The organism is Myxococcus guangdongensis (genome assembly GCF_024198255.1).
GTDB classification, from domain to species: Bacteria; Myxococcota; Myxococcia; order Myxococcales; family Myxococcaceae; genus Myxococcus; species Myxococcus guangdongensis.
This window is the reverse complement of record NZ_JAJVKW010000004.1, coordinates 685559-706642: the sequence shown is the minus strand read 5'-3', so window position 1 is coordinate 706642 and position 21084 is coordinate 685559. Positions and strand designations below refer to the sequence as shown.

At 70.0% G+C, this 21084-nt stretch carries 18 protein-coding genes; 9 read left to right on the top strand and 9 right to left on the bottom strand.

The features are described from left to right. Positions 1-4: 4 nt before the first annotated feature. The 6 genes from LXT21_RS15955 (at position 5) to LXT21_RS15930 (ending at position 6566) form a co-directional block, all read left to right on the top strand. Complete coding sequence (locus tag LXT21_RS15955; RefSeq protein ID WP_254038988.1) at positions 5-550, top strand: shikimate kinase; 546 nt, start codon at positions 5-7, stop codon at positions 548-550. Beyond that, on the top strand, positions 547-1818 hold the full coding sequence (locus tag LXT21_RS15950) for a shikimate dehydrogenase (protein WP_254038987.1): 1272 nt from the start codon (positions 547-549) through the stop codon (positions 1816-1818). Before LXT21_RS15955 ends, LXT21_RS15950 begins: the two co-directional genes overlap by 4 nt. Continuing rightward, complete coding sequence (gene aroC, locus LXT21_RS15945) at positions 1815-2834, top strand: chorismate synthase (RefSeq protein WP_254038986.1); 1020 nt, start codon at positions 1815-1817, stop codon at positions 2832-2834. The genes LXT21_RS15950 and aroC overlap by 4 nt, the downstream gene beginning before the upstream one ends. Next, the gene (locus LXT21_RS15940; protein ID WP_254038985.1) at positions 2831-3901 is read left to right on the top strand and encodes a 3-dehydroquinate synthase; all 1071 of its coding nucleotides are present in this window, start codon (positions 2831-2833) and stop codon (positions 3899-3901) included. Before aroC ends, LXT21_RS15940 begins: the two co-directional genes overlap by 4 nt. Beyond that, positions 3898-5187, top strand: coding sequence for a 3-phosphoshikimate 1-carboxyvinyltransferase (locus LXT21_RS15935; RefSeq protein WP_254038984.1), 1290 nt, complete (start codon positions 3898-3900; stop codon positions 5185-5187). Before LXT21_RS15940 ends, LXT21_RS15935 begins: the two co-directional genes overlap by 4 nt. Before the next feature lie 77 nt (positions 5188-5264). Beyond that, positions 5265-6566, top strand: a complete 1302-nt coding sequence (locus LXT21_RS15930) for a citrate synthase (RefSeq protein ID WP_254038983.1) — start codon at positions 5265-5267, stop codon at positions 6564-6566. Positions 6567-6666: 100 nt separating this feature from the next. Here the strand turns inward: LXT21_RS15930 and LXT21_RS15925 are convergent, their stop codons facing one another. Continuing rightward, positions 6667-8481, bottom strand: a complete 1815-nt coding sequence (locus LXT21_RS15925) for an AMP-dependent synthetase/ligase (protein WP_254038982.1) — start codon at positions 8479-8481, stop codon at positions 6667-6669. An 81-nt stretch (positions 8482-8562) separates the two neighbouring features. On the opposite strand from LXT21_RS15925, the gene LXT21_RS15920 reads away from it, so the two are divergent. From LXT21_RS15920 to pyk, 3 genes are all read left to right on the top strand, one after another. Continuing rightward, positions 8563-8943 carry a hypothetical protein gene (locus LXT21_RS15920; protein ID WP_254038981.1) on the top strand — a complete coding sequence of 127 codons (381 nt, stop codon included), beginning with the start codon at positions 8563-8565 and terminating at the stop codon, positions 8941-8943. A 102-nt stretch (positions 8944-9045) separates the two neighbouring features. Then, complete coding sequence (locus tag LXT21_RS15915; protein ID WP_254038980.1) at positions 9046-9834, top strand: bifunctional nuclease family protein; 789 nt, start codon at positions 9046-9048, stop codon at positions 9832-9834. A 149-nt stretch (positions 9835-9983) separates the two neighbouring features. Further along, entirely contained in the window at positions 9984-11384 is a 1401-nt protein-coding gene (gene pyk / locus LXT21_RS15910) for a pyruvate kinase (protein ID WP_254038979.1), read from the top strand. Positions 11385-11403: 19 nt separating this feature from the next. On the opposite strand, the gene LXT21_RS15905 is transcribed toward pyk, so the two are convergent. From LXT21_RS15905 to LXT21_RS15870, 8 genes are all read right to left on the bottom strand, one after another. After that, positions 11404-12069, bottom strand: coding sequence for a hypothetical protein (locus LXT21_RS15905; RefSeq protein WP_254038978.1), 666 nt, complete (start codon positions 12067-12069; stop codon positions 11404-11406). Between the two features lie 15 nt (positions 12070-12084). Further along, positions 12085-13209, bottom strand: a complete 1125-nt coding sequence (gene carA, locus LXT21_RS15900; RefSeq protein WP_254038977.1) for a glutamine-hydrolyzing carbamoyl-phosphate synthase small subunit — start codon at positions 13207-13209, stop codon at positions 12085-12087. Then, positions 13209-14513 carry a dihydroorotase gene (locus LXT21_RS15895; RefSeq protein WP_254038976.1) on the bottom strand — a complete coding sequence of 435 codons (1305 nt, stop codon included), beginning with the start codon at positions 14511-14513 and terminating at the stop codon, positions 13209-13211. The genes carA and LXT21_RS15895 overlap by 1 nt, the downstream gene beginning before the upstream one ends. Beyond that, positions 14510-15403, bottom strand: a complete 894-nt coding sequence (locus LXT21_RS15890; protein WP_254038975.1) for an aspartate carbamoyltransferase catalytic subunit — start codon at positions 15401-15403, stop codon at positions 14510-14512. Before LXT21_RS15890 ends, LXT21_RS15895 begins: the two co-directional genes overlap by 4 nt. 85 nt (positions 15404-15488) lie before the next feature. Then, on the bottom strand, positions 15489-16733 hold the full coding sequence (gene lepB, locus LXT21_RS15885; protein WP_254038974.1) for a signal peptidase I: 1245 nt from the start codon (positions 16731-16733) through the stop codon (positions 15489-15491). Positions 16734-16807: 74 nt separating this feature from the next. After that, entirely contained in the window at positions 16808-18064 is a 1257-nt protein-coding gene (gene lepB, locus LXT21_RS15880) for a signal peptidase I (protein WP_254038973.1), read from the bottom strand. Between the two features lie 3 nt (positions 18065-18067). Continuing rightward, a complete protein-coding gene (gene lepA, locus LXT21_RS15875; protein WP_254038972.1) occupies positions 18068-19879 on the bottom strand; it encodes a translation elongation factor 4 in 1812 nt (603 codons plus the stop codon). Between the two features lie 211 nt (positions 19880-20090). After that, positions 20091-21032, bottom strand: coding sequence for an NAD-dependent epimerase/dehydratase family protein (locus tag LXT21_RS15870; RefSeq protein ID WP_254038971.1), 942 nt, complete (start codon positions 21030-21032; stop codon positions 20091-20093). Between the last annotated feature and the right edge of the window lie 52 nt (positions 21033-21084).

Below are 21084 nucleotides of genomic sequence, written 5' to 3'. Positions count from 1 at the left end.
CTCGGTGGATCCCCGGCTCACGCCGGCACTGAGGGACGCCCTCACGCGCCCGGGGCCCACGCCCCGTCCCGCCGCGGGGCAGACCGTGGTGCTGGGGGGACACCGGGGCGCGGGCAAGTCCACGCTGTTGCCCCGCGTGGCCCGGCTCCTCGGGCGCCCGGGCGTGGACCTGGACACCCACCTGGAGCAGACGCACGGACGTCCGCTGCGCACCTGGGTGGCGCAGGCGCCTTCCGAGTTCCGCGCCGCCGAGCGCCGCGCGCTGCTGGAGCTGCCTCCCGGTGGGCTCGTGGCCGTGGGCGGCGGGTTCCTGTCGCATCATCCGGACGCGCTCGCCGGCACCTTCACCCTCATCATCCCCGTGACGTTCGAGACCTACCGCGAGCGGCTGCTCACGGACCGGACGCGGCCCCGGCTGCGACCAGAGGTCTCCCTGGAAGAGGAGATCGCCTCCATCTTCCGCGAGCGCGAGGCCCTGCACGCCCGCGTTCCGACCATCGCCCTGGTGGACTTCCTCCGGGGCTGCCTGCATCCCGAGGAGGTCTTGTGACGCCCGCCCGGCGCATCGTGACGCTGCCCCCCACCCTGCTCGGCCCCGACGCCGTGCACTTCGCCCGGGGGTGCCAGCGTCGCGGCGCCGACGTGCTGGAGATTCGCACCGACCTGCACACGCCCGACGCAGTGGACGCTGGCGCGCTCGCGGCCGTGCTCCCGCTGCTCGTATCCGAGCGAGGCAAGCCCCTTCCCGCCGCGTGGGTCGCCGCCGCGTGGCGCGTGGACCGCGACCTGATGGACGCCACGGGCCAGGAGGGCTCGCTCGACGCGCCCTCCGGCAAGCTGCTCGCGTCGCACCACGCGGACCGGCAGCTCACCACCGACGAGGCGCTCGCGTTGTGGTCGCGCGACCTGCCCGCCGACGCGCTGGTGAAGCACGTGGAGCCGATGACGAATCCGGCCCACCTGTCCGTCCTCCTGGAGACGCAGCGACGGCTGGGCGAGCGCTTCGGCGTGGCGCGCGTCACCGTGCTCGGAATGGGCGTGGTGGCGCTGCCGGCGCGCGCGGTGCTGGCCCGCAACAACCTGCTCGACTACGTGGCCGCGGGTGGCGCGTGGGTCGCGGCGCCGGGACAGCGGTTGCTCGACGACGCCGTGCGCGAGTGGAAGGGCGCGGACCGCACGACGCTCCCCGCGCCCCTGCGCCTGGGCATCTTCGGGACGTCCATCACCCACTCCCGCTCGCCCCGCATCCACCGCCAGCCGTTCGACCGCATCGACCTCCCCGAGGACGGGCCCGTCGAGGCGGTCCTCGACTCGCTCGTGCCCCACTACGGCGGCTTCGCCGTCACCAGCCCCTTCAAGCTCAGGCTCGCGAAGCACACCGGCTCGTCGCTGGACGCCATCAACACCCTGGTCCGCCGCGGCTCGCGGTGGGAGTCCTTCAACACCGACACCGAGGGCGCCCGGAAGGTCCTGGAGCGCCTGGACGCGAAGGACGTCATCGTCCTGGGCGACGGCGGGGCGACCTCCGCCCTGCGCACCGTGGCCGCCGAGCGCGGGCAGGCGCTGCGCATCCTGCGCCGGGCCGACATCCAGGGGCCGGTGACAGGGGCTGTCGTGTGGACCTGGCCGGACCGGGTGGCTCCACCGGATTCCCTGCGATTCGAGCGAGCACGCGTCGCGGTGATCGCGTACGGTGCGCCCGGCCGACGCATCGCGGCGGAGATCACGCGGCGCGGCGGCACCCCGGTCCTGCTGGGTGCGGCGTGGTTCGTCGCGCAGGCCCGGCGACAGCGCCAGCTTTGGGAGACCGCGACATGAACACCTTCGGCGTCCTCTTTCGCTTGACGACCTTTGGCGAGAGCCACGGCCCCGCGCTCGGCGCGGTGGTGGACGGCTGCCCCGCTGGCGTGCCGCTCACGAGCGCGCGCATCCAGGCCGCCCTGGACCGGCGCCGCCCCGGCCAGTCCGCGCTCGTCACGCCCCGCAACGAGCCGGACCAGGTGGAGATCCTCTCCGGCGTGTTCGAGGACAAGACGCTCGGCACGCCCATCGCCGCCATCGTCCGCAACACCAACCAGCGCTCCGGTGACTACAAGGAACTCAAGCAGGTGGACCGGCCTGGCCACGCGGACGCCGTGTGGCGCGAGCGCTACAAGCACCGCGACCACCGCGGCGGCGGACGCACCAGCGGACGCGAGACGCTCTGCCGCGTCATCGGCGGCACCATCGCCGAGGCCTATCTCGAGCGCGACCTGCCCACCATCCGCACCGTCGCGTACGTGTCCCAGGTGGGCGACCTCGTCGCCTCCGTGCCCGCGCCGGGCCTGACGCGCGCCATGGTGGATGCGCACCCCACGCGCTGCCCCGACGAGGCCGTGCGCGAGGAGATGTCCCGCCGCATCCTCGCCGCCAAGGAGGCCGGAGACAGCCTGGGCGGCTCCATCGACATCCGCGTGGAGGGCCTGCCGGTGGGACTGGGCGAGCCCATCTTCGGGAAGATCAAGGCGCTCATCGCCCAGGCCCTGGGCAGCGTGGGCGCCGTCACCGGCGTCGTCTGGGGACCGCCGGACCTGATGCAGCGCATCGGTCAGCCGGGCACCCAGTTCCACTCCGTGAAGGACGTCTACGGCGGCATCCAGGGCGGGCTCACCAACGGCGAGCCGCTCCAGGTCCGCGCCTACTTCAAACCCCCAGCGACGCTGGCGGACCACGCGAAGGGTGGCCGTCACGACCCGTGCATCATGCCCCGCGCCGTCCCGGTGCTGGAGTCCATGGTGTCCCTGGTCATCGCAGATCTCGTCCAGCAGATGAACGCACGCCCCAACACGCCATGACCCCCTATCCTCCCGGCGCCTACCGTCCACCCAACGATCGCTGGGGCCCCTTCACCCGACTCGCCAGACGACTCCCCGAGGGAAGTCTCGCGGTGGTGGACCGCACCGTCGCGAAGCTCCACCCCACGCTCATCCCCGCGCTCGAGGCCCGCGCGCCTCGCGCCATCGTCCAGCTGGTGGGCGGTGAGAGCGCCAAGAGCTTCGTGGCGCTGGAGAAGGTGCTCGCCGCGGGGCTGTCCCTGCCGCGCTCGGGCACGCTCGTCGCCGTGGGCGGCGGCACCGTGGGCGACGTCTCCACCGTGGCCGCGCACCTGCTCAAGCGCGGCGTGCGGCTGGTGCAGGTCCCCACCACGTTGCTCGCCGCCGTCGACAGCAGCCTCGGCGGCAAGGGCGCGGTGGACCTCACGGTGAAGGGCCGCGTGGTGAAGAACCCCGCCGGCGTCTTCCACTACGCCGACGAGTCGTGGATCTGCCCGGAGCTGTTCGCCTCGCTCTCTCCCACGCAGGTGCGCGAGGGTTCGCTCGAGGCGTGGAAGATGGTCATCAGCCTGGATGCGGCCCTGTTCCGCCGCTACACGCGCACGCCCCCCGCGCTGGAGAAGCTCGTCAAACACGCGCGCGGGCTCAAGGAGAAGGTCTGCGCCCAGGACCCGTACGAGTTCCAGGGCCTGCGCCGGGTGCTCAACTTCGGCCACACCTTCGGCCACGTGCTGGAGAGCGTGTCCCACTTCAAGCTGTCCCACGGTGACGCGGTGGGGCTGGGCATCCTCCTGGCCCTGGACGTGGGCCGCCACCTGGGCGTCACCCCGGAGCCCATCGCCGCCCAGGCGGAGGCCGCGCTGGTCAACGGCCCCGGCGTCCTCGGCCGCGAGCGCGTGGCCCAGCTGCTTCGCCCCACGTCGCTCAAGACCATCACCACGCTCCTCGACGCCGACAAGAAGGCCGGCGCCAAGGGCGAGCTGCGCATGGTGCTGCTGACGGCCATCGGCGCGACCGAGGTCCGCGACGTGGGCCCGGAGACGTGGCGCGCGCTGTGGCCCGCGTGGACGAAGGCGGTGCGCCCGTGAGCGCCAGCACCCAACGCATCAGGGTGGAGACCTCGAGCCTGAGGCCGTCGCCCCTCACGCCGCCCGTGTCCAAGTCGGACGCGCAGCGGGCACTGGTGCTGGGCCACCTCACTGGCGCCTGGCCCCTGCCCTCCGTGCAGGCCGAGTCCGATGAGGACCTGCCCGCCGACGTGCGCGTGCTCCGCCGGGGCGTGGAGGCGCTGCGCCTTCCCGCCGGCCCCGTGCGCGACGTGGACTGCGCCGACGGAGGCGCCCCGTTCCGCATCCTGGCCACGCAGGTCGCCGTGACGCCGGGCGCGCGCGTGCGCCTCACCGGCACCCCGCGCCTGGGCGAGCGTCCCCACGGGCCGCTCTTCACGTCACTGAAGGACGCGCTCGGCCCCGCGGGGCTCACCCTCACCGAGGGACAGCCCTGGCCGGTGGAGCTCGCCGCGCCCACGGACACGTCCTCCGTCGCCCCTGTCTTCCGCGTCCCTGGCTCGCAGAGCAGCCAGTACGCCTCCAGCCTCCTGTTGGGCTGCGCGGCGCTGTACCTGCGGGAGCGCCGCGCGTGGAGCGTGGACATCGAGGGCACGCTGACGAGCGCGGGCTACCTGGACCTCACGCTGACGTGGCTGGAGCGCTTCGGCTTCCAGCTCCAGAAGTCCGCCTCCCGCTACACCGTCTCCGGCTACACACCTCCCCCCAGCGTCCCGACACTCCCGGGCGACTGGTCCTCCCTGGGCTACCTGCTGCTCGTGGCCTGGAAGGCCGGCGGCACCGTGGAGCGCGCGGACGCGGCCAGCGCCCATCCGGACCAGGCCATCCTCCGCCTCATCGAACAGGTGGGCCTGCGGACCGGGCCCGCGCCGGGGGAACACGTCCTGAAGGTGACGGGACGGCCCGCGGGGGGCCTGCGGGCTTCGGGCAAGGAGTGCCCGGACCTGTTGCCGACCCTGGCGGCGCTCGCTTGTGTACTCCCCGCGCCCTCCACGCTCACGGATGTCGGAATCCTCCGACTGAAGGAGAGCGACCGTTTGGAAGGCATCCGTGACCTGGTGACGGCCTACGGAGGCACGGCGGAGCTGGAGGACGACACCCTCCTGCTGACGCCCCCCTCCACGCCGCCCGCCCGCTTCGAGATGGACAGCCGGGGGGATCACCGGCTCGCCATGACGGCGGCGACCTTGAGCGTGCTGTCCGGGGTGACCCTCGTCCTCACCGGTCCCGAGTGTGTCGAGAAGAGCTTTCCGGGCTTCTGGCGGCAGCTCACCCGCTCGGGCGTCCGTATTTCAGCGTCCCCGTAGGAAACATCAGTGTCTCCCTCACCGACTTATCGTTCTTTTTTGTTGAAAGCGATCTGCGCCCTGTGAAATCTCCGCCCATGCCCAAGGACACGCTGACGATCACCGACAATCGGACCGGCAAGACGTACGAGGTCCCGGTCGAGAACGGCTGTATTCGCACCAACGCCCTGCGCCAGATCAAAGTCGCGGACGACGACTTCGGTCTCATGGGCTACGACCCGGCGTTCCTCAACACCGCGAACTGTAAGAGCGCCATCACCTTCATCGACGGTGACAAAGGCATCCTGGAGTACCGCGGCTACCCCATCGAGCAGCTGGCCGAGAAGTCCAGCTATCTGGAGGTCGCCTACCTCCTGCTGAACGGTGAGCTCCCCACCCCGAAGGAGCTGGAGCAGTTCATCCACCTCGTCACGCACCACACGTACGTGCACGAGAACGTGAAGACGTTCATGGACGGGTTCCGCTACGACGCGCACCCCATGTCCATGCTGGGCTCCACGGTGGCCGCGCTCTCCGGCCTGTACCCGGACGCGAAGAACACCAAGGATGAGCGCAGCCGCCGCATCCAGATCACCCGGCTCATCGCCAAGATGCCCACCATCGCCGCGTTCTCCTACCGGCACTCGATGGGCCTGCCCTACATCTACCCGGACAACGACCTCTCCTACGTCGCCAACTTCCTGACGATGGTGAAGCGCATCGGCACCACCACCTACAAGGTGCACCCGGTGCTCGAGCGCGCGCTCGACGTCCTCTTCATCCTGCACGCGGACCACGAGCAGAACTGCTCCACCACGTCCGTGCGCACGGTGGGCTCGTCGGAAGTGGACCCGTACTCGGCCGTGACGGCCGGCATCGGCGCCCTCTACGGCCCGCTGCACGGCGGCGCCAACGAGGCGGTGCTGCGCATGCTCCGTGAGATTGGCCACATCTCCAAGGTCCCGGACTTCATCAAGTCCGTGAAGAGCGGCGAGGGCGAGAAGAAGCTGATGGGCTTCGGCCACCGCGTCTACAAGTCGTACGATCCGCGCGCCAAGGTCATCAAGCGCGTGGCCGACGAGGTCTTCGACGTGACGGGCAAGAACCCGCTGCTGGAGATCGCCGTGGAGCTGGAGCGCATCGCCCTGCAGGACGAGTACTTCGTCAAGCGCAAGCTCTACCCGAACGTCGACTTCTACTCCGGCCTCATCTACGAGGCGATGGGCTTCCAGGTGGAGATGTTCCCCGTCCTCTTCGCCATTCCCCGCACGGTGGGCTGGTGCGCGCAGTGGGAGGAGATGGTCCTGGACCCCGAGCAGAAGATCGCCCGTCCGCGCCAGGTCTTCACGGGCCATCAGCGCCGCGACTACGTCGCGATGGACAAGCGCGCGGCGAAGTAGGCCGAGGCTGTCCGTGATGTGATGAAGGGGCGAGGGACCGTGAGGTTCCCCGCCCCTTTCTCTTTGCGGGCCACCCTGCCCCGCACACCGCTCCGCGACGTCAGCCCGTGTGGGCGGAGGCCAGCTCGGCGTAGAGCGACTCGATGAGCGCCGCGTGCTTCTGCTCCACGGCCTTGCGGCGGACCTTCAGCGTGGGCGTCAAGTCACCGGCGTCCACGGAGAGCTCCTGCTCCAGCACCGCGAAGCGCTTGATGGTCTCGAAGCGGGACAGCTTCGGGTTGATGTCCCGGTCCAGCTTCTCCTGGAGCAGCTGCTTCAGGCGCGCGTCGCGGGCGAGCGTGCCCACGTCCTCGGGCCAGCCCTGGGCCTTCGCCAGGGCGCCCACCTTCTCCACGTCCAGCGCCAGCAGGGCCACCAGGTAGTTGCGCCGCTCGCCCACCACCACCGCGTGGCCCACCGCGGGCAGGGACTTGAGCAGCTCCTCGATGTTGCCCGGAGCCGTCTTCTTCCCGCCGGAGGTGACGATGATCTCCTTCTTGCGGCCGGTGATGTGCAGGTAGCCCTCGCCGTCGAGCTGCCCCACGTCCCCCGAGTGCAGCCACCCGCCCTCGAGCAGCTCCGCGGTGGCCTCCGGGTTCTTGTAGTAGCCCATGCACACGTTGCCGCCCTTGACGAGGATCTCCCCGTCCTCGGCGATGCGCACCTCCACGCCAATCATCGCGCGGCCCACCGTGCCCAGGTGCGTGGCCTCCTGCGTGTTCACCGTGCCGGGGCCGGACACCTCCGTCATGCCCCACACCTCGTGGATGAAGATGTCGATGGAGGCGAAGAACTCGAGCACCTCCCGGGCGATGGGCGCCGCCGCGGTGGCGAAGAAGTCCACCCGCTCCATGCCGATGCGGGCCTTGAGCGGCTCGAACACCAGCCGCTGCGCCAGCTTGTACTGCGCGTCCAGCGTCACGGGGATGCGCTCGTGGCGCTGGGCCCGGGAGTGGTACTCCGAGGCCACACCGCGCGCCCAGGAGACGATGCGGCGCTTGAGCGGGGGCTGGGAGCGCAGGCCCTCCTCCGCCTTGGCCTTGAACTTCTCCCACACGCGCGGCACGCCGAAGAAGAACGTGGGGCGCACGTCCTTGAGGTTGCCGGGCATCGCCTCCACCGAGTCGGCGAAGTACACCTGGACGCCCAGCATCAGCGGGCTGTGCAGCGAGATGACCTGCTCGGCGATGTGCGACAGCGGCAGATACGAGAGGATGACGCCGTCCTGCCTGCCGAACTCCACCGCCATGATGAGCTGGCGCGACGTCCAGGCGATGTTGTGGTGGCTGAGCATCACCCCCTTGGGGTGGCCCGTCGTCCCGGAGGTGTAGATGAGCGTACACAGCGCCTCCGGCTGGAGCGCGTTGACGCTGTCCCAGTAGGGCTTGTCGTCCACGCCCGTGCCGCGCGCGAGCACCTCCGAGTAGCGCCACACGCCCTCCGGCAAGGGCCCCTCCGGCACGTCCAGGGCGATGATGTGGCGCAGCTTGGGCAGCCGGGCCTTGAGCGCCAGGCCCGTGGCCAGGTGCTTCTCGTTCTCCACCACCAGGACGGTGGCCTCGCAGTGGCCCAGGATGTACTCGAGCTGCTCGAGCGCGCTGGTGGTGTAGAGGCCCACCGGCACCCCGCCCATGGCCATGGCCGCCAGGTCCGCGACGTGCCACTCCTCGCGGTTGAAGCTGATGATGCCCAGCGGCTGGCCCGCGCCGTAGCCCAGGCTCCTCAGGCCCAGGGCGAAGGCCTTGACGCGCTGGGCGTACTCGAACCAGGAGGTGGGGACATAGGCGCGTCCTCGACGCGTCCAGAGGGCCGGCCGATGCTCATGCTGCGCGGCCCGGTCATGGAGGGCATGCACCATCGTCTTCGGGAGGTCCATCCGACGGACGCTAGCGGATGTAGGGGCCTCACCACCACGCCCCCTCGTCGCGGACGTTGACAGCTGGTTGGAGGGCTTTGTATGCCGCGCCCGACCATGAGCATCGACTTCACCTGCCAGAAGTGCGAGGCAAGCTTCGAGCTTGACGTTCAAGACCTCATCGAGGGGACGGAGAAGATTGTCTGTCCCCACTGTGAGACGAAGGCCCCCGCCAATCTCACCGAGGACTTCGTGGCCGCGCTCTCCGAGATGCGCGCGCAGATCGCCGTGCTCGACAAGAAGTTCGCCGTCTCCATGACGCTGGAGTCGGAGGACGCCGCGGACACCCTCGACGAAGAGGATGAAGACGAGGACGAGGACTCCGAGGACGACGACGACGACCTCGACGAGGATGAGGACGAGGACGTCGACGACGACGAGGATTACGACGACGAGGACGAGGACGAAGACGAGCGCCGCTGACGTTCGCTCCCTTGCCCTCCGGGCGGCCGGTTCGTGCCGCCCAGGGCAACCGGGCGGAAGCCGTACCCTCCCGACAGGGGTGCGGGTGCGTAGCTTCAGGGTGTGAGAACACCCAACCGCGCCACTTTCTTCTTCGCCCCCCTCTCGGCGCTGTTGCTGGCGCTGGGAGGGACGCTGCTGCTCCCCGCCTTCACGGCGCCCGGTGCTGTCGCCGCGCCCCTGCCTGACGCCACCGCCGGTCAACCCTGCATCACCGAGCACGGGGGCGACCCCAAGGCCTGCTCGGAGCTCGTCGAACTGGAAGTCCAGGACGTCGTGCCGCTGATGGAGGCCCAGACACACGCGGTGGTCCTCACCACCAAGGACCGACAGGTGGTGCTGCCCGTCTTCGTGGACGAGGCCTCCGCCGTCTCCATCGCCTTCCGCCTGGCCAAGCGCGAGCCGCCGCAGCCGCTGGCCCAGGACCTCCTGGACAACGTCGTGGACGAGCTCGGCGGCAAGGTGACCGAGGTCCGCATCGACGACCTGCGCGACAACGTCTACTCGGGCCGCGTGTTCCTGGAGCAGGGCGCGAAGAAGATGACGCTGGACGCCCGGCCGTCGGACTCCATCGCCATGGCGCTCACCAGCCACGCGCGCATCCGCGTCACGCGCAAGGTGCTCACGCTGGCGGGCATCAGCCGCGAGGAGATCGAGTCCCTCCAGGGGGGCGGCCCCGGCGTGGGCGGCAGCGACCCGGGTGGCCTCATGGACGAGCCCACCCCGCTGCCTCCTCCCGGCATGCCCGCTCCGGGCAGCGCGCCGCCCATCGACATGGACGCGGAGGTGCTGCCGCCGGGCCACCCGCCGCTGGGCGCGCCCAAGGGCACGGGGAAGATCCTCGAGCTGTGACGCGGCTCACGGGACGCGAGAAAGCCCGGCCCCCCCTCCCAGGGAAGCCGGGCTTTCTTGCTGAAGCTCGGTACTTGGAAGCGAAGAGTTAGTCCCCCGAGCGCGAAGCTGTCAAGCCACGCACCCGGGCGCCTAGGATGCGCGCACCTATGCGCAAGGCGAAGATCATCTGCACCCTGGGGCCCGCAACGAGCTCGCTGGAGGCCATCGAGGGCCTCATCCGCGCGGGCATGAACGTGGCGCGGCTGAACTTCTCGCACGGCACGCATGACGAGCACCGCCAGCGGGTGTCCCTCATCCGCAAGGCCGCCCAGCGGCTGAAGCTGCCGGTGGCCATCCTCCAGGACATCCAGGGTCCGAAGATCCGCCTCGGAAAGTTCGAAGGTGGACAGCTCGTGGTGAAACCCGGCCAGCGCGTCACCGTGACGACCCGGGCCGTGGTGGGTCAGGGCGACATCATCCCCACCCCCATCAAGTCGCTGGTGAAGGACGTGGCGCCCAAGGACGCCATCCTCCTGGACGACGGCCGGGTGCGCCTGCGCGTGCGCAAGGTGTCCGGCCAGGACGTGACGTGCGAGGTGGAGGTGGGCGGCCTCCTCAAGGACCACAAGGGGCTGAACCTGCCCGGCTCGCCCATGTCGGTGCCCACGATTACGTCCAAGGACGAGGCGGACCTCGCCTTCGGCCAGGACGTGGGCGTGGACTACGTGGCGCTGTCCTTCGTGCGCACCGCCGAGGACATCCACCGCGCCCGCAAGCACGTGGCGAAGAACAAGACGCCGCTCATCGCCAAGATTGAGAAGCCCCAGGCCGTGGAGCAGCTGGAGGCCATCGCCCGCGCCGCGGACGGCATCATGGTGGCGCGTGGGGACTTGGGCGTGGAGATGCCCCTGGAGCAGCTGCCCGCCATCCAGAAGCACATGGTGAAGGTGGTGAACCAGATGGGCGGCCTGGTCATCGTCGCCACGGAGATGCTGGAGAGCATGGTGGTCAACCCCCGCCCCACGCGCGCGGAGGTGTCCGACGTGGCCAACGCGATTCTGGACGGCGCGGACGCGGTGATGCTGTCGGGTGAGACGGCCGCGGGGCGCTACCCCACGGAGGCCGCGGCCACCATGGCGCGCATCGTCGAGGAGACCGAGCGCGGCGTGACGCGCCACCAGCACCACTCGCCCTTCGAGCGCTCGGAGGATTTGGGCACCGGCGTGGCGGCGGCGGCGGTGGCGGCGGCCAGTCAGCTCAACATCGGGACGATTGTCGCGTACACGGAGAGCGGCCACACCGCGCGCCTCATCTCCGAGTTCCGGCCCAACGCGCGCATCATCGCGCTCACGCCGAGCGAGACCACCGTCCACCGGATGTCGCTGTACTGGGGCGTGACGGGGCTGCAGGTGCGCCGGGTGCGCTCCACCGACGCGATGCTCAGCCAGGTGCGCAAGCTGTGCCTGCGCGAGGGCATCTGCGCGGAGGGCGCGCCCGTCGTGGTGGTGGCGGGCGTGCCGCTGAACGTCCCCGGGAACACGAATCTGATGAGCATCCACCGCGTGTGAGCGCGGTGGACGCGCGTCGTCAGAGCACCTTCTGCTCGAAGTCGTAGATCTTCTCGACGGAGAGCTGGCGGTAGCGGTCCATGTTGAGGGCGCGGCGGGCGCACTCCCAGACGAGCTCGTTGGGGGTGCGCTGCGGCTCCTTCTTCTTGCGGCGCTTGACCTCGGCCTTGATGGACTTCAGCGCCACGCGCGGGTGGTAGCAGAAGGCGGAGGAGAACAGCAGGTGCCCGCCGAAGGGGATGAGCCGGGCCTCCAGGATGTCGCCCGCCTCCAGCCCCGCGATGTGACGGCGCTCCGTCACGTCGAAGTCCTTGCCCGAGTACAGCTCGCGCAGCCGCACCAGGCCCTTGGCCAGCTTCCGGACCTCGAAGAGCCCGTGCACCGTCTCGGTGAAGCTGCGGAAGGCGTTGGCCTCCTCGGGCGGGGTGTTGGCGAGCCGCTGCTCGTAGAACTCCACGGCCGGCGTCTTGCCGGTGAGCGTCGAGACGCGGTCGTAGAGGTAGAAGTCGAGGAACGACGCCATGCGCAGCTCGAAGAGCTTGTCGTCCTCGAAGACCTCGCCCGTCAGGCGGAAGTACTCCGCCTTGGCCGCGAGGAGGTCCTCCTTCCGGGACTCCGCGCTGCCGAAGGCGATGAGCTGGTCCAGGTACGGCTGGTAGGAGAGCGGTGACAGCGGGGAGTCCATATTGGGTGGTTGATCCTACCCCGCCATCAGCTTCGCGAAGCGGCCGAAGAGATAGCGTGCGTCATGTGGGCCCGGAGAGGCCTCGGGGTGGTACTGCACGCTGAAGGCCCGCGCGTCCGGGACGGCCAGGCCCTCCACCGTGCCATCGTTGAGGTTGATGTGCGTCACCACGGCCTTGCCCTTGAGGCTGGCGTCGTCCACGGCGAACCCGTGGTTCTGCGCGGTGATCTCCACCTTGCCCGTCGTCAAATCCTTCACGGGCTGGTTGCCGCCGCGGTGGCCGAACTTCATCTTGTACGTCCGGCCGCCCAGCGCCAGGGCCATGATCTGATGCCCCAGGCAGATGCCGAACACGGGCACCTTGCCGAGCAGCGCCGCCACCGTGCGGTCCGCGCCCTTCACCGCCGCCGGGTCGCCAGGACCGTTGGCCAGGAAGACGCCGTGGGGCTTGCGGGCCAGCACCTCGTCCGCCGTGGTGTTTGACGGCACCACCGTCACCCGGCAGCCCACGTCCACGAGGAAGTGCAGCATCGACTTCTTCAGGCCGTAGTCGTACGCGACGACGTCGAAGCGCGGCGCACCCTGGGGGTGGGCCTCGCCGATGCCGGTGAAGACGTCCGGCGAGGGCGCGGTGAAGGTGTACGGCGTCTTGGTGGACACGCCGGTGGCCAGGTCCAGGCCCTCCATGCCGTGCGCCGTGCGGGCGCGCTCGGCCAGGGCCGTCGGGGACAGGCCCTCGCTGGAGATGACGCCCATCTGCGCGCCGTGGGTGCGCAGGTGCCGGACCAGACGACGGGTGTCCAGGCCCTCGATGCCCGCGACGTCGTGGCGCTTGAGGTACGCGTCCAGCGACTCCTGCGAGCGCCAGTTGGAGGGCTGGCTCGCGAGGGCGCGCACCACCATGCCCACCGCGTGCGGCTTGCCCGCCTCCTCGTCTTCCGGCGTCGTGCCGACGTTGCCCATCTCCGGGTAGGACATGGTGACGATCTGCCCGACGTACGAGGGGTCCGTGAGGATCTCCTGGTAGCCGTACATGGACGTGTTGAAGACCACCTCACCCACCGTCTCGCCGACCGCGCCGAAAGCGCGGCCCTCGAAGGTGGTGCCATCCGCCAGGGCGAGCACTGCCCGCTTCGTCATCACCGCGACTCCTTCACCTGACCGTCGGCGTACACCTTCCGGCCAGAAACCCAGGTCTGCACCACGCGTCCCTTCTGCTTACGGCCATGGAAGGGGGTATTCCGGCTGCGGGAATAGAACCGGTGGGCATCCACCGTCCACTCCTCCGAGGGGTCCACCACGGTGATGTCCGCTGGAGCCCCGGGGGCCAGGTGGCCGCCCGGCAGGCCGAACGCCTTCGCCGGGCCGTGCGAGAGCAGCTCCACCGCCCGCTTCGCGTCCAGCCGCCCCGCGTGCACCAGCTCCATCGTCAGCCCCAGGGCCGTCTCCAGCCCCACGATTCCGTTGATGCCCTTCTCGAACTCCACCTGCTTGTCCAGCACGCCGTGGGGCGCGTGGTCCGTGGCGATGGCGTCGATGGTCCCGTCGACGATGGCCTCGCGCAGCGCCTCCACGTCGCGGTCGGCGCGCAGGGGCGGCGCCATCTTCGCGTGCGTGTCGTAGTCCCCCACCGCCCGGTCATCCAGGATGAGGTGGTGCGGCGTCACCTCGGCCGTCACGAACAGGCCCCGGCGCTTCGCCTCGCGGATGAGCCGCACGCTGCCCTCGCAGGACACGTGGGCGATGTGCAGCCGGCCCTTCGTCTCCTCGAGCAGGACGAGGTCCCGGGCCACCATGGCCACCTCGGCGGACGCGGGGATGCCGCGCAGGCCCAGGCGCGTGGACGTGGGGCCCTCGTGCATGGCGCCCCCGGCGGACAGCGTGAGGTCCTCCTCGTGCACCATCACCGGCACGCCGAACAGCGTGGCGTACTGCAGCGCGCGGCGCATCAGGGCCGCGTTCATCACCGGCTTGCCGTCGTCGGTGATCGCCACGCAGCCGGAGGAGATGAGCTCACCCGTCTCCGCCAGCTCCTCGCCCTTGAGGCCCTTGGTGATGGCCCCCGCGGGGTACACGTGGCACAGGTTGGCGGCGCGGGCGCGTGACAGCACCAGCTCCGTGACGAGCCCGCTGTCGTTGACCACCTTGGTGTTGGGCATCGCCACCACGGCGGTGAAGCCTCCGGCCACGGCGGCGCGGCAGCCGGTGAGCACCGTCTCCTTGCCCTCCTCGCCCGGCTCGCGCAGGTGCACGTGCAGGTCGATGAAGCCCGGCAGCACCCACTTGCCGTCGGCCTCCACCACCTCGGCGCCCGCGGGCACCGCCAGCGGCGCGTCGGAGACCTGGGCCACCTTGCCGTCCTGCACCAGGACGTCCCGCACGCCGTCCACGCCGTTGCGCGGGTCGATGACGCGCCCTCTGCGGAAAAGCACCGTGGCACTCATGACGTGCAGACCTCGAGGATGGCCCGCCGCACGGCGACGCCGTTGGACACCTGCTCCAGGATGACGCTGCGCTCCCCGTCCGCCACCGAGGGGGCCAGCTCCAGCCCTCGGTTGATGGGGCCCGGGTGCATCACCAGCGCGCCCGCCTTCATCCGCTCCTCGCGCGCGGCGGTGAGGCCGAAGAGCCGCGAGTACTCCTTCGTGGAGGGCAGGAAGGCCTCGCCCATCCGCTCGAGCTGCAGGCGCAGGCACATCACCGCGTCCGCCTGCGGCAGCGCCGCGTCCAGGTTGTGCGTCACCTCCGCGCCCAGCGCCTCCAGCCCCGGGGGCATCAGCGTGGGCGGTCCGCAGACCACCACCCGCGCGCCCAGCGCCTTCAGGCACCAGAGGTTGGAGCGGGCCACGCGGCTGTGGAGGATGTCGCCGACGATGAGCACCGTGCGCCCGTCCAGGCCGCCCCAGCGCTGGCGCAGCGTGAAGGCGTCCAGCAGCGCCTGGGAGGGGTGCTCGTGGGTGCCATCCCCCGCGTTGATGACGGCGCAGCGCACATGTTTGGCCACCAGGTGCGGCGCGCCCGAGGAGCGGTGCCGCATGACGATGGCCACCGGCCCCGTCGCCTCGATGTTCCGGGCGGTGTCCAGCAGCGTCTCGCCCTTGGAGGTGGACGAGCCGGAGGGGCTCCAGTTGAGCACCCCCGCTCCCAGGCCGCGAGCAGCCATGTGGAACGAGGTGCGCGTGCGCGTCGAGTCCTCGAAGAAGAGGTTGGCGACGACCTTGCCGCGCAGGGTGTGGGTGGCATCCGGGCCACCGGGGAGGTGCGCGCGCGCCCTGTCGAGCACCGCTTCGAGCTCGTCCCGGCGCCAGCCTTCGATTCCAAGGAGGTGTCTCATGGCCGGGGCCGCCGCGTACCCCGGGCCGTGCGGCGCGTCAAGCACCGTCCGAGGCACGCCGGGCTGCTTGCCCCTGACGTGTGGGTCAGCGCACGGGCTCGAAGAAGCGGTCCACCCGCAGGCCGGTGCCGCCGAACAGCCCGTGCAACAGACCGCCGTGGCTCACGGACAGCCACATCACCAGGGCCTTGCCCTTGATGTGGCCATACGGGACGAACTCCGTCCTGCCGTAGCCGGTGACGCCCAGGCCGTGGCGGCTGTCCGCGCTGTTGTCCCGGTTGTCGCCCATCACGAAGACGTGGCCCTCGGGGACGACGTAGGGCCCCTCGTGACGAGGCGTCCGCGTGGGCGTCTGGAGCACCGCGTGCGACACACCTCCCAGGTCCTCCTGGTAGAGCGCCTCCCGTCGCGCCATCCACGTCCCCTCGGCGAGGTCATGGACGACGTACTCCGGGTCCTCGAGCTGGCGCGCCTGCGGCTGACCGTTCAGGTGCACCACCCCGTCGAACAGCTCCACCGTGTCCCCCGGCACGCCCACCACGCGCTTGATGTAGTCGGCGGACGTGTCGACCGGGTTGTTGAACACGACGACATCCCCTCGGGCTGGTGGGCGCAGGATGACGAACGGCACCACGTTGGCGAATGGCACGCGCACGCCGTAGATGAACTTGTTGATGAGGACGAAGTCGCCGATGTGCAGCGTGGGCAGCATGGAGCCGGACGGAATCCGGTAGGGCTCCACGCAGGCGGTGCGGAACACCAGGGCGATGAGCAGGAGCTTCGCGACGCCGCCGAGGAGCTCCACGGAGGACTCCTTGCGGAAGGCCCCCAGGTGTCGCTCGGTGAGGGCCGACAGGAGCTTCACCTCGCCGTGAAGGACGTCCGCGTCGCCTCGCACCGAGGCGGCCTCCACCTTCAGCGCCTGCTCGGCGACCAGCTCGCCCGTCCCCGCCGCCAGCGCCTGCTTCGCCTGCGCCCGGGACAGGGCCCGCTCGCTCTCCTCCAGCTGCTCTCGCGCGGCGCGTCGGGCCTGGAACCAGGCGGACCGCACGCCACGCCGGACCCAGAGGACGACGTAGTACGTCACCATGAGCAGCCCCAGCCCCTTCATCACGGGCTGCGCCCAGCTCGCCGTGGAGGGCACGTACGCGATCAGCGTCATGTACGGGAACAGCGCCGCGGCGACGATGAGCACCGGGGCCCACAGGCTGGTGAGCCGCTCCCGCCACCGCAGCCGCCGGTAGGCGTCCCGTTGCGCGACGGTGCGCCGGGCCGCCATCAGGGAGGGCAACGACACCACGGACACGGCGGAGGGGCTCGAGGAGGACATGGTCGACCGTCCCCCTCTACGAACCACGAGGGGAACGATTGCCAGGAACTCCCGTCAGCCCGGGACGGGCGATGTCAGCGCACGGGCTCGAAGAAGCGGTCCAACCGCAGACCGGTGCCGCCGAAGAGCCCGTGGAACAGGCCCTGATAGCCCAGCGACAGCCACACGACCATGGCCTTGCCCTTGATGTGGCCGTAGGGCACGAACTCCGTCCGCCCGTAGCCGGTGACGCCCAGGCCGTGGCGGCTGTCGGAGCTGTTGTCCCGGTTGTCGCCCATCACGAAGACGTGGCCCTCGGGGACGACGTAGGGGCCCTCGTGGCGCGGCATGCGCGTGGGCGTCTGGAGCACGCTGTGCGGCACGCCGCTCAGGTTCTCCTGGTAGAGCGCCTCCTGCTGGTCGTACCACTGGCCGCTGTCGGTGATGTTGTGGACGATGTACTCGCCGTCCACCAGCTGGCGCGCCTGCGGCTGGCCGTTGATGTGGACCACGCCGTCGTACATCTCCACCGTGTCGCCCGGCACGCCCACCACGCGCTTGATGTAGTCGGTGGCCTCGTTGACGGGGTTGTTGAACACGATGACGTCGCCGCGCCCAGGGGGCCGGACGATGACGAACGGCACCACGTTGGCGAACGGCACACGCACGCCGTAGATGAACTTGTTGATGAAGACCTGGTCGCCGATCTGCAGCGTCGGCAGCATGGAGCCGGACGGAATCCGGTAGGGCTCCACGATGAAGGTGCGGAACACCAGCGCCACCAGCAGCATCTTCACGAAGCCGCCGACGAAGTCCGCCGCGGACTCCTTGCGGAACGCGCCCAGGTGCTGCGTGGTCAACGCCTCCAGCGCCTTCACCTCGCGCACCAGCGCGTCCGAGTCACCCGCCGCCGACGCGCCCTCCACCTTCAGCGCCTGCTCGGCGATCTGCTCCGCCACCGCCGGGGAGACCTTCTCCCGCACGGCCGGCTTCTGGAGGATGCGCTCGTTCTCCGAGATGAGCTCGTGCGCCTCGTGCCGCAGGCGCCGCAGCTGCTTCTCCTTGGGCGACACGTTGCGCCAGACCAGCAGCGCCGCGAAGTACGCCACCATCAACAGCCCCAACCCCTTCATCGCCGGCTGCGCCCATGAGGCCGCCGTGGGCACGTACTCGATGAGCACCGTGTACGGGAACAGCACGATGGCGACGATGCACAGCGGCGCCCACAGGCTGGTGAGCATCTCCCGCCACACCAGCGTGCGCCGGGCGCGCACCTGCTCGGGGGTGCGCCGGGCCGCCATCACGGACGCCAGCTTCGCGGGAGGGGTGGCCGAAGGACTGGCGGCGTTCATGGGCTACTGCTCCGTCTTCAGGACCGCGAGGAAGGCCTCCTGAGGAATCTCCACCGTGCCCACCTGCTTCATGCGCTTCTTGCCCTCCTTCTGCTTCTCGAGGAGCTTGCGCTTGCGGCTGATGTCGCCGCCGTAGCACTTGGCGAGCACGTTCTTGCGCATGGCGGAGATGGTCTCGCGCGAGATGATCTTCGCGCCGATGGCCGCCTGGATGGCCACCTCGTACATCTGCTTCGGGATGACCTCCTTGAGCTTCTCGCACACCTCGCGGCCGCGCTGGTACGCGCGCTCGCGGTGCACGATGACGCTCAGCGCGTCCACCGGGTCCCCGTTGATGAGGATGTCCAGGCGCGCCAGGTCCGCCTCCTGATAGCCGGTCAGCTCGTAGTCCAGGCTCGCGTAGCCGCGCGACACGCTCTTGAGCCTGTCGAAGAAGTCGAAGACCACCTCGGCCATCGGCATCTCGTACGTCACCTGCACGCGCTGACCGCTGCTGCCCAGGTACTTCATGTCCTTCTGCACGCCGCGGCGCTCCTGGCACAGCTTCAGGATGGCGCCCAGGTGATCATTGGGGACGTGGATGTGACAGGTGAGGATGGGCTCCTCGAACTTCTCGATGCTCTGCACCGACGGCAGCTTCGCGGGGTTGTCCACGAGCAGCACGTCCCCCTTGCTGGTGGTGATGCGGTACACCACGCTGGGCGCGGTGGTGATGAGGTCCAGGTTGTACTCGCGCTCCAGGCGCTCCTGGACGATCTCCATGTGGAGCAGGCCCAGGTAGCCGCAGCGGAAGCCGAAGCCGAGCGCCGTGGAGGACTCGGGCTCGTACGTGAAGGCGGAGTCGTTGAGCTTCAGCTTCGCCAGCGCGTCGCGCAGGTTCTCGTACTGGTCCGAGTCCACCGGGAAGATGCCGGAGAACACCATCGGCTTGACTTCCTGGAAGCCGGGGAACGGCTCCGCCGTGGGGCGGGCCTCCTCCGTGACGGTGTCACCGACCTTGGCGTCCTGGAGCTCCTTGATGTTGGCCACGAGCACGCCCACCTCGCCGGCCATCAGCTGCGTCACCGGACGGGAGAACGGGCTGAAGACGCCCAGCTCCTGGACCTCGAAGACCTTGTTGTTGCTCCACAGCTTGATCTTCTGCTTGAGCTTCAGCGTGCCCTCGAGCACGCGCACCAGCGTCACCACGCCCCGGTAGTTGTCGTACCAGGAGTCGAACACGAGCGCCTTGAGGGGCGCGTCCGGCACGCCCGTCGGAGGGGGCACGCGGGCCACCACGGACTCGAGGATCTCGTGGATGCCGATGCCCTCCTTCGCGGACGCGGGCACGGCCACCGACGCGTCGATGCCGATGACGTCTTCGATCTCGGCGCGCGTGCGGTCGACATCCGCGCTGGGCAGGTCGATCTTGTTGATGACCGGGATGATCTCCAGGTCGTGGTCCAACGCCATGTAGACGTTGGCGAGCGTCTGCGCCTCCACGCCCTGCGACGCGTCCACCACCAGCAGCGCGCCCTCGCACGCGGCCAGGCTGCGGCTCACCTCGTAGGCGAAGTCCACGTGTCCGGGCGTGTCGATGAGGTTCAGGACGTACTGCTTGCCGTCCTTCGCCGTGTAGTTCATCCGCACGGACTGGGCCTTGATGGTGATGCCCCGTTCCCGCTCGATGTCCATGTTGTCGAGGAACTGGGCCTGCGCCTCGCGCTTGCTCAGCGTCCCCGTCTTGTCGAGGAGGCGGTCGGCCAGCGTCGACTTCCCATGGTCGATATGGGCGATGATGCAGAAGTTGCGGATGTGCGCGTTTTCAGCCGGCATGTTCGGGGCGCTCGTCGAAAGAAGCGGGCGTGAGTAACATCGAACCGCGCGAAAATCTACGCGCGAACGACTGCCCGACGAGCAACCCCACAGGGGCGCTCGATTGTTCCCCCAGCGTCATGCCGCCCCAGTGCCCCCCCGGGCACGACGGAGCCCGGGAGGCGCCCCGAGGGCCCCACCCGGACTCCCCTGCCCTGCGACCCGGCGGGCTTCAGCCGTGAGCGCGGCCCGGCTCGGCCTTCTCGCGGAAGAACGCCACCGTGCGGCGGGCGCCCTCGCGCAGGTCCACGGTGGGCTCCCAGCCGAGGACCTTCTTCGCGAGCGAGTTGTCGATGCACGAGCGCAGCTGCTCACCCGGCTTGCCCGGGGCGTGGGCCGCGGGCGCGGACGAACCCGCCGCCTCGGCCAGCAGGCCGTAGAGCCGGTTGATGTCCGTCTCCACGCCGGTGCCGATGTTGATGGCGCCCACGTAGTCCTTCTCGAAGGCCAGCCGGTTGGCGCGGGCCACGTCGGGACCGAAGACGAAGTCGCGGGTCTGCTTGCCCTCGCCGTAGATGGTGCAACCCTGTCCGGACAACAGGCGCTGGCAGAAGATGGCCACCACGCCCGCCTCGCCGTGCGGATTCTGGCGGGGGCCGTAGACGTTGGCGTACCGGAGGGCCACGTACGGCAGGCCGTACTGGGCCTTGTAGTAACCCAGGTACAGCTCGCCGGCCGCCTTGGAGACGCCGTACGGCGACACCGGCCGCGTGGCGTGGGACTCCGGCGCGGGGAACACGTCCTGCTCGCCGTAGATGGCGCCGCCCGTGGAGCTGAAGATGACCTTCTTGACGCCGGAGACGCGCGCGGCCTCCAGGAGGTTGAGCATGCCGCGGATGTTCACGTCCGCGTCGAAGCCCGGGTCATCCACGCTGCGCCGCACGTCCATCTGCGCGGCCAGGTGACAGAGGACGTCGGGCTTCTCCGCCTTGATGAGCTCGGAGGCCTCCCGGCTGCGGATGTCATGCACCGCCAGCCGGACGCGAGGGTCCAGGTTCTCCTTCCGGCCGCCGGACAGGTCATCCAGGGCGATGACCTCATGCCCACCCCGGAGGAACTCGTCACACACGTGCGAGCCAATGAAGCCCGCGCCACCCGTCACCAGGACTTTCACGCTATCGCTCTCCCCGCCATCCGGCCGTGGCCGGACCCGTCTTCACATCCAG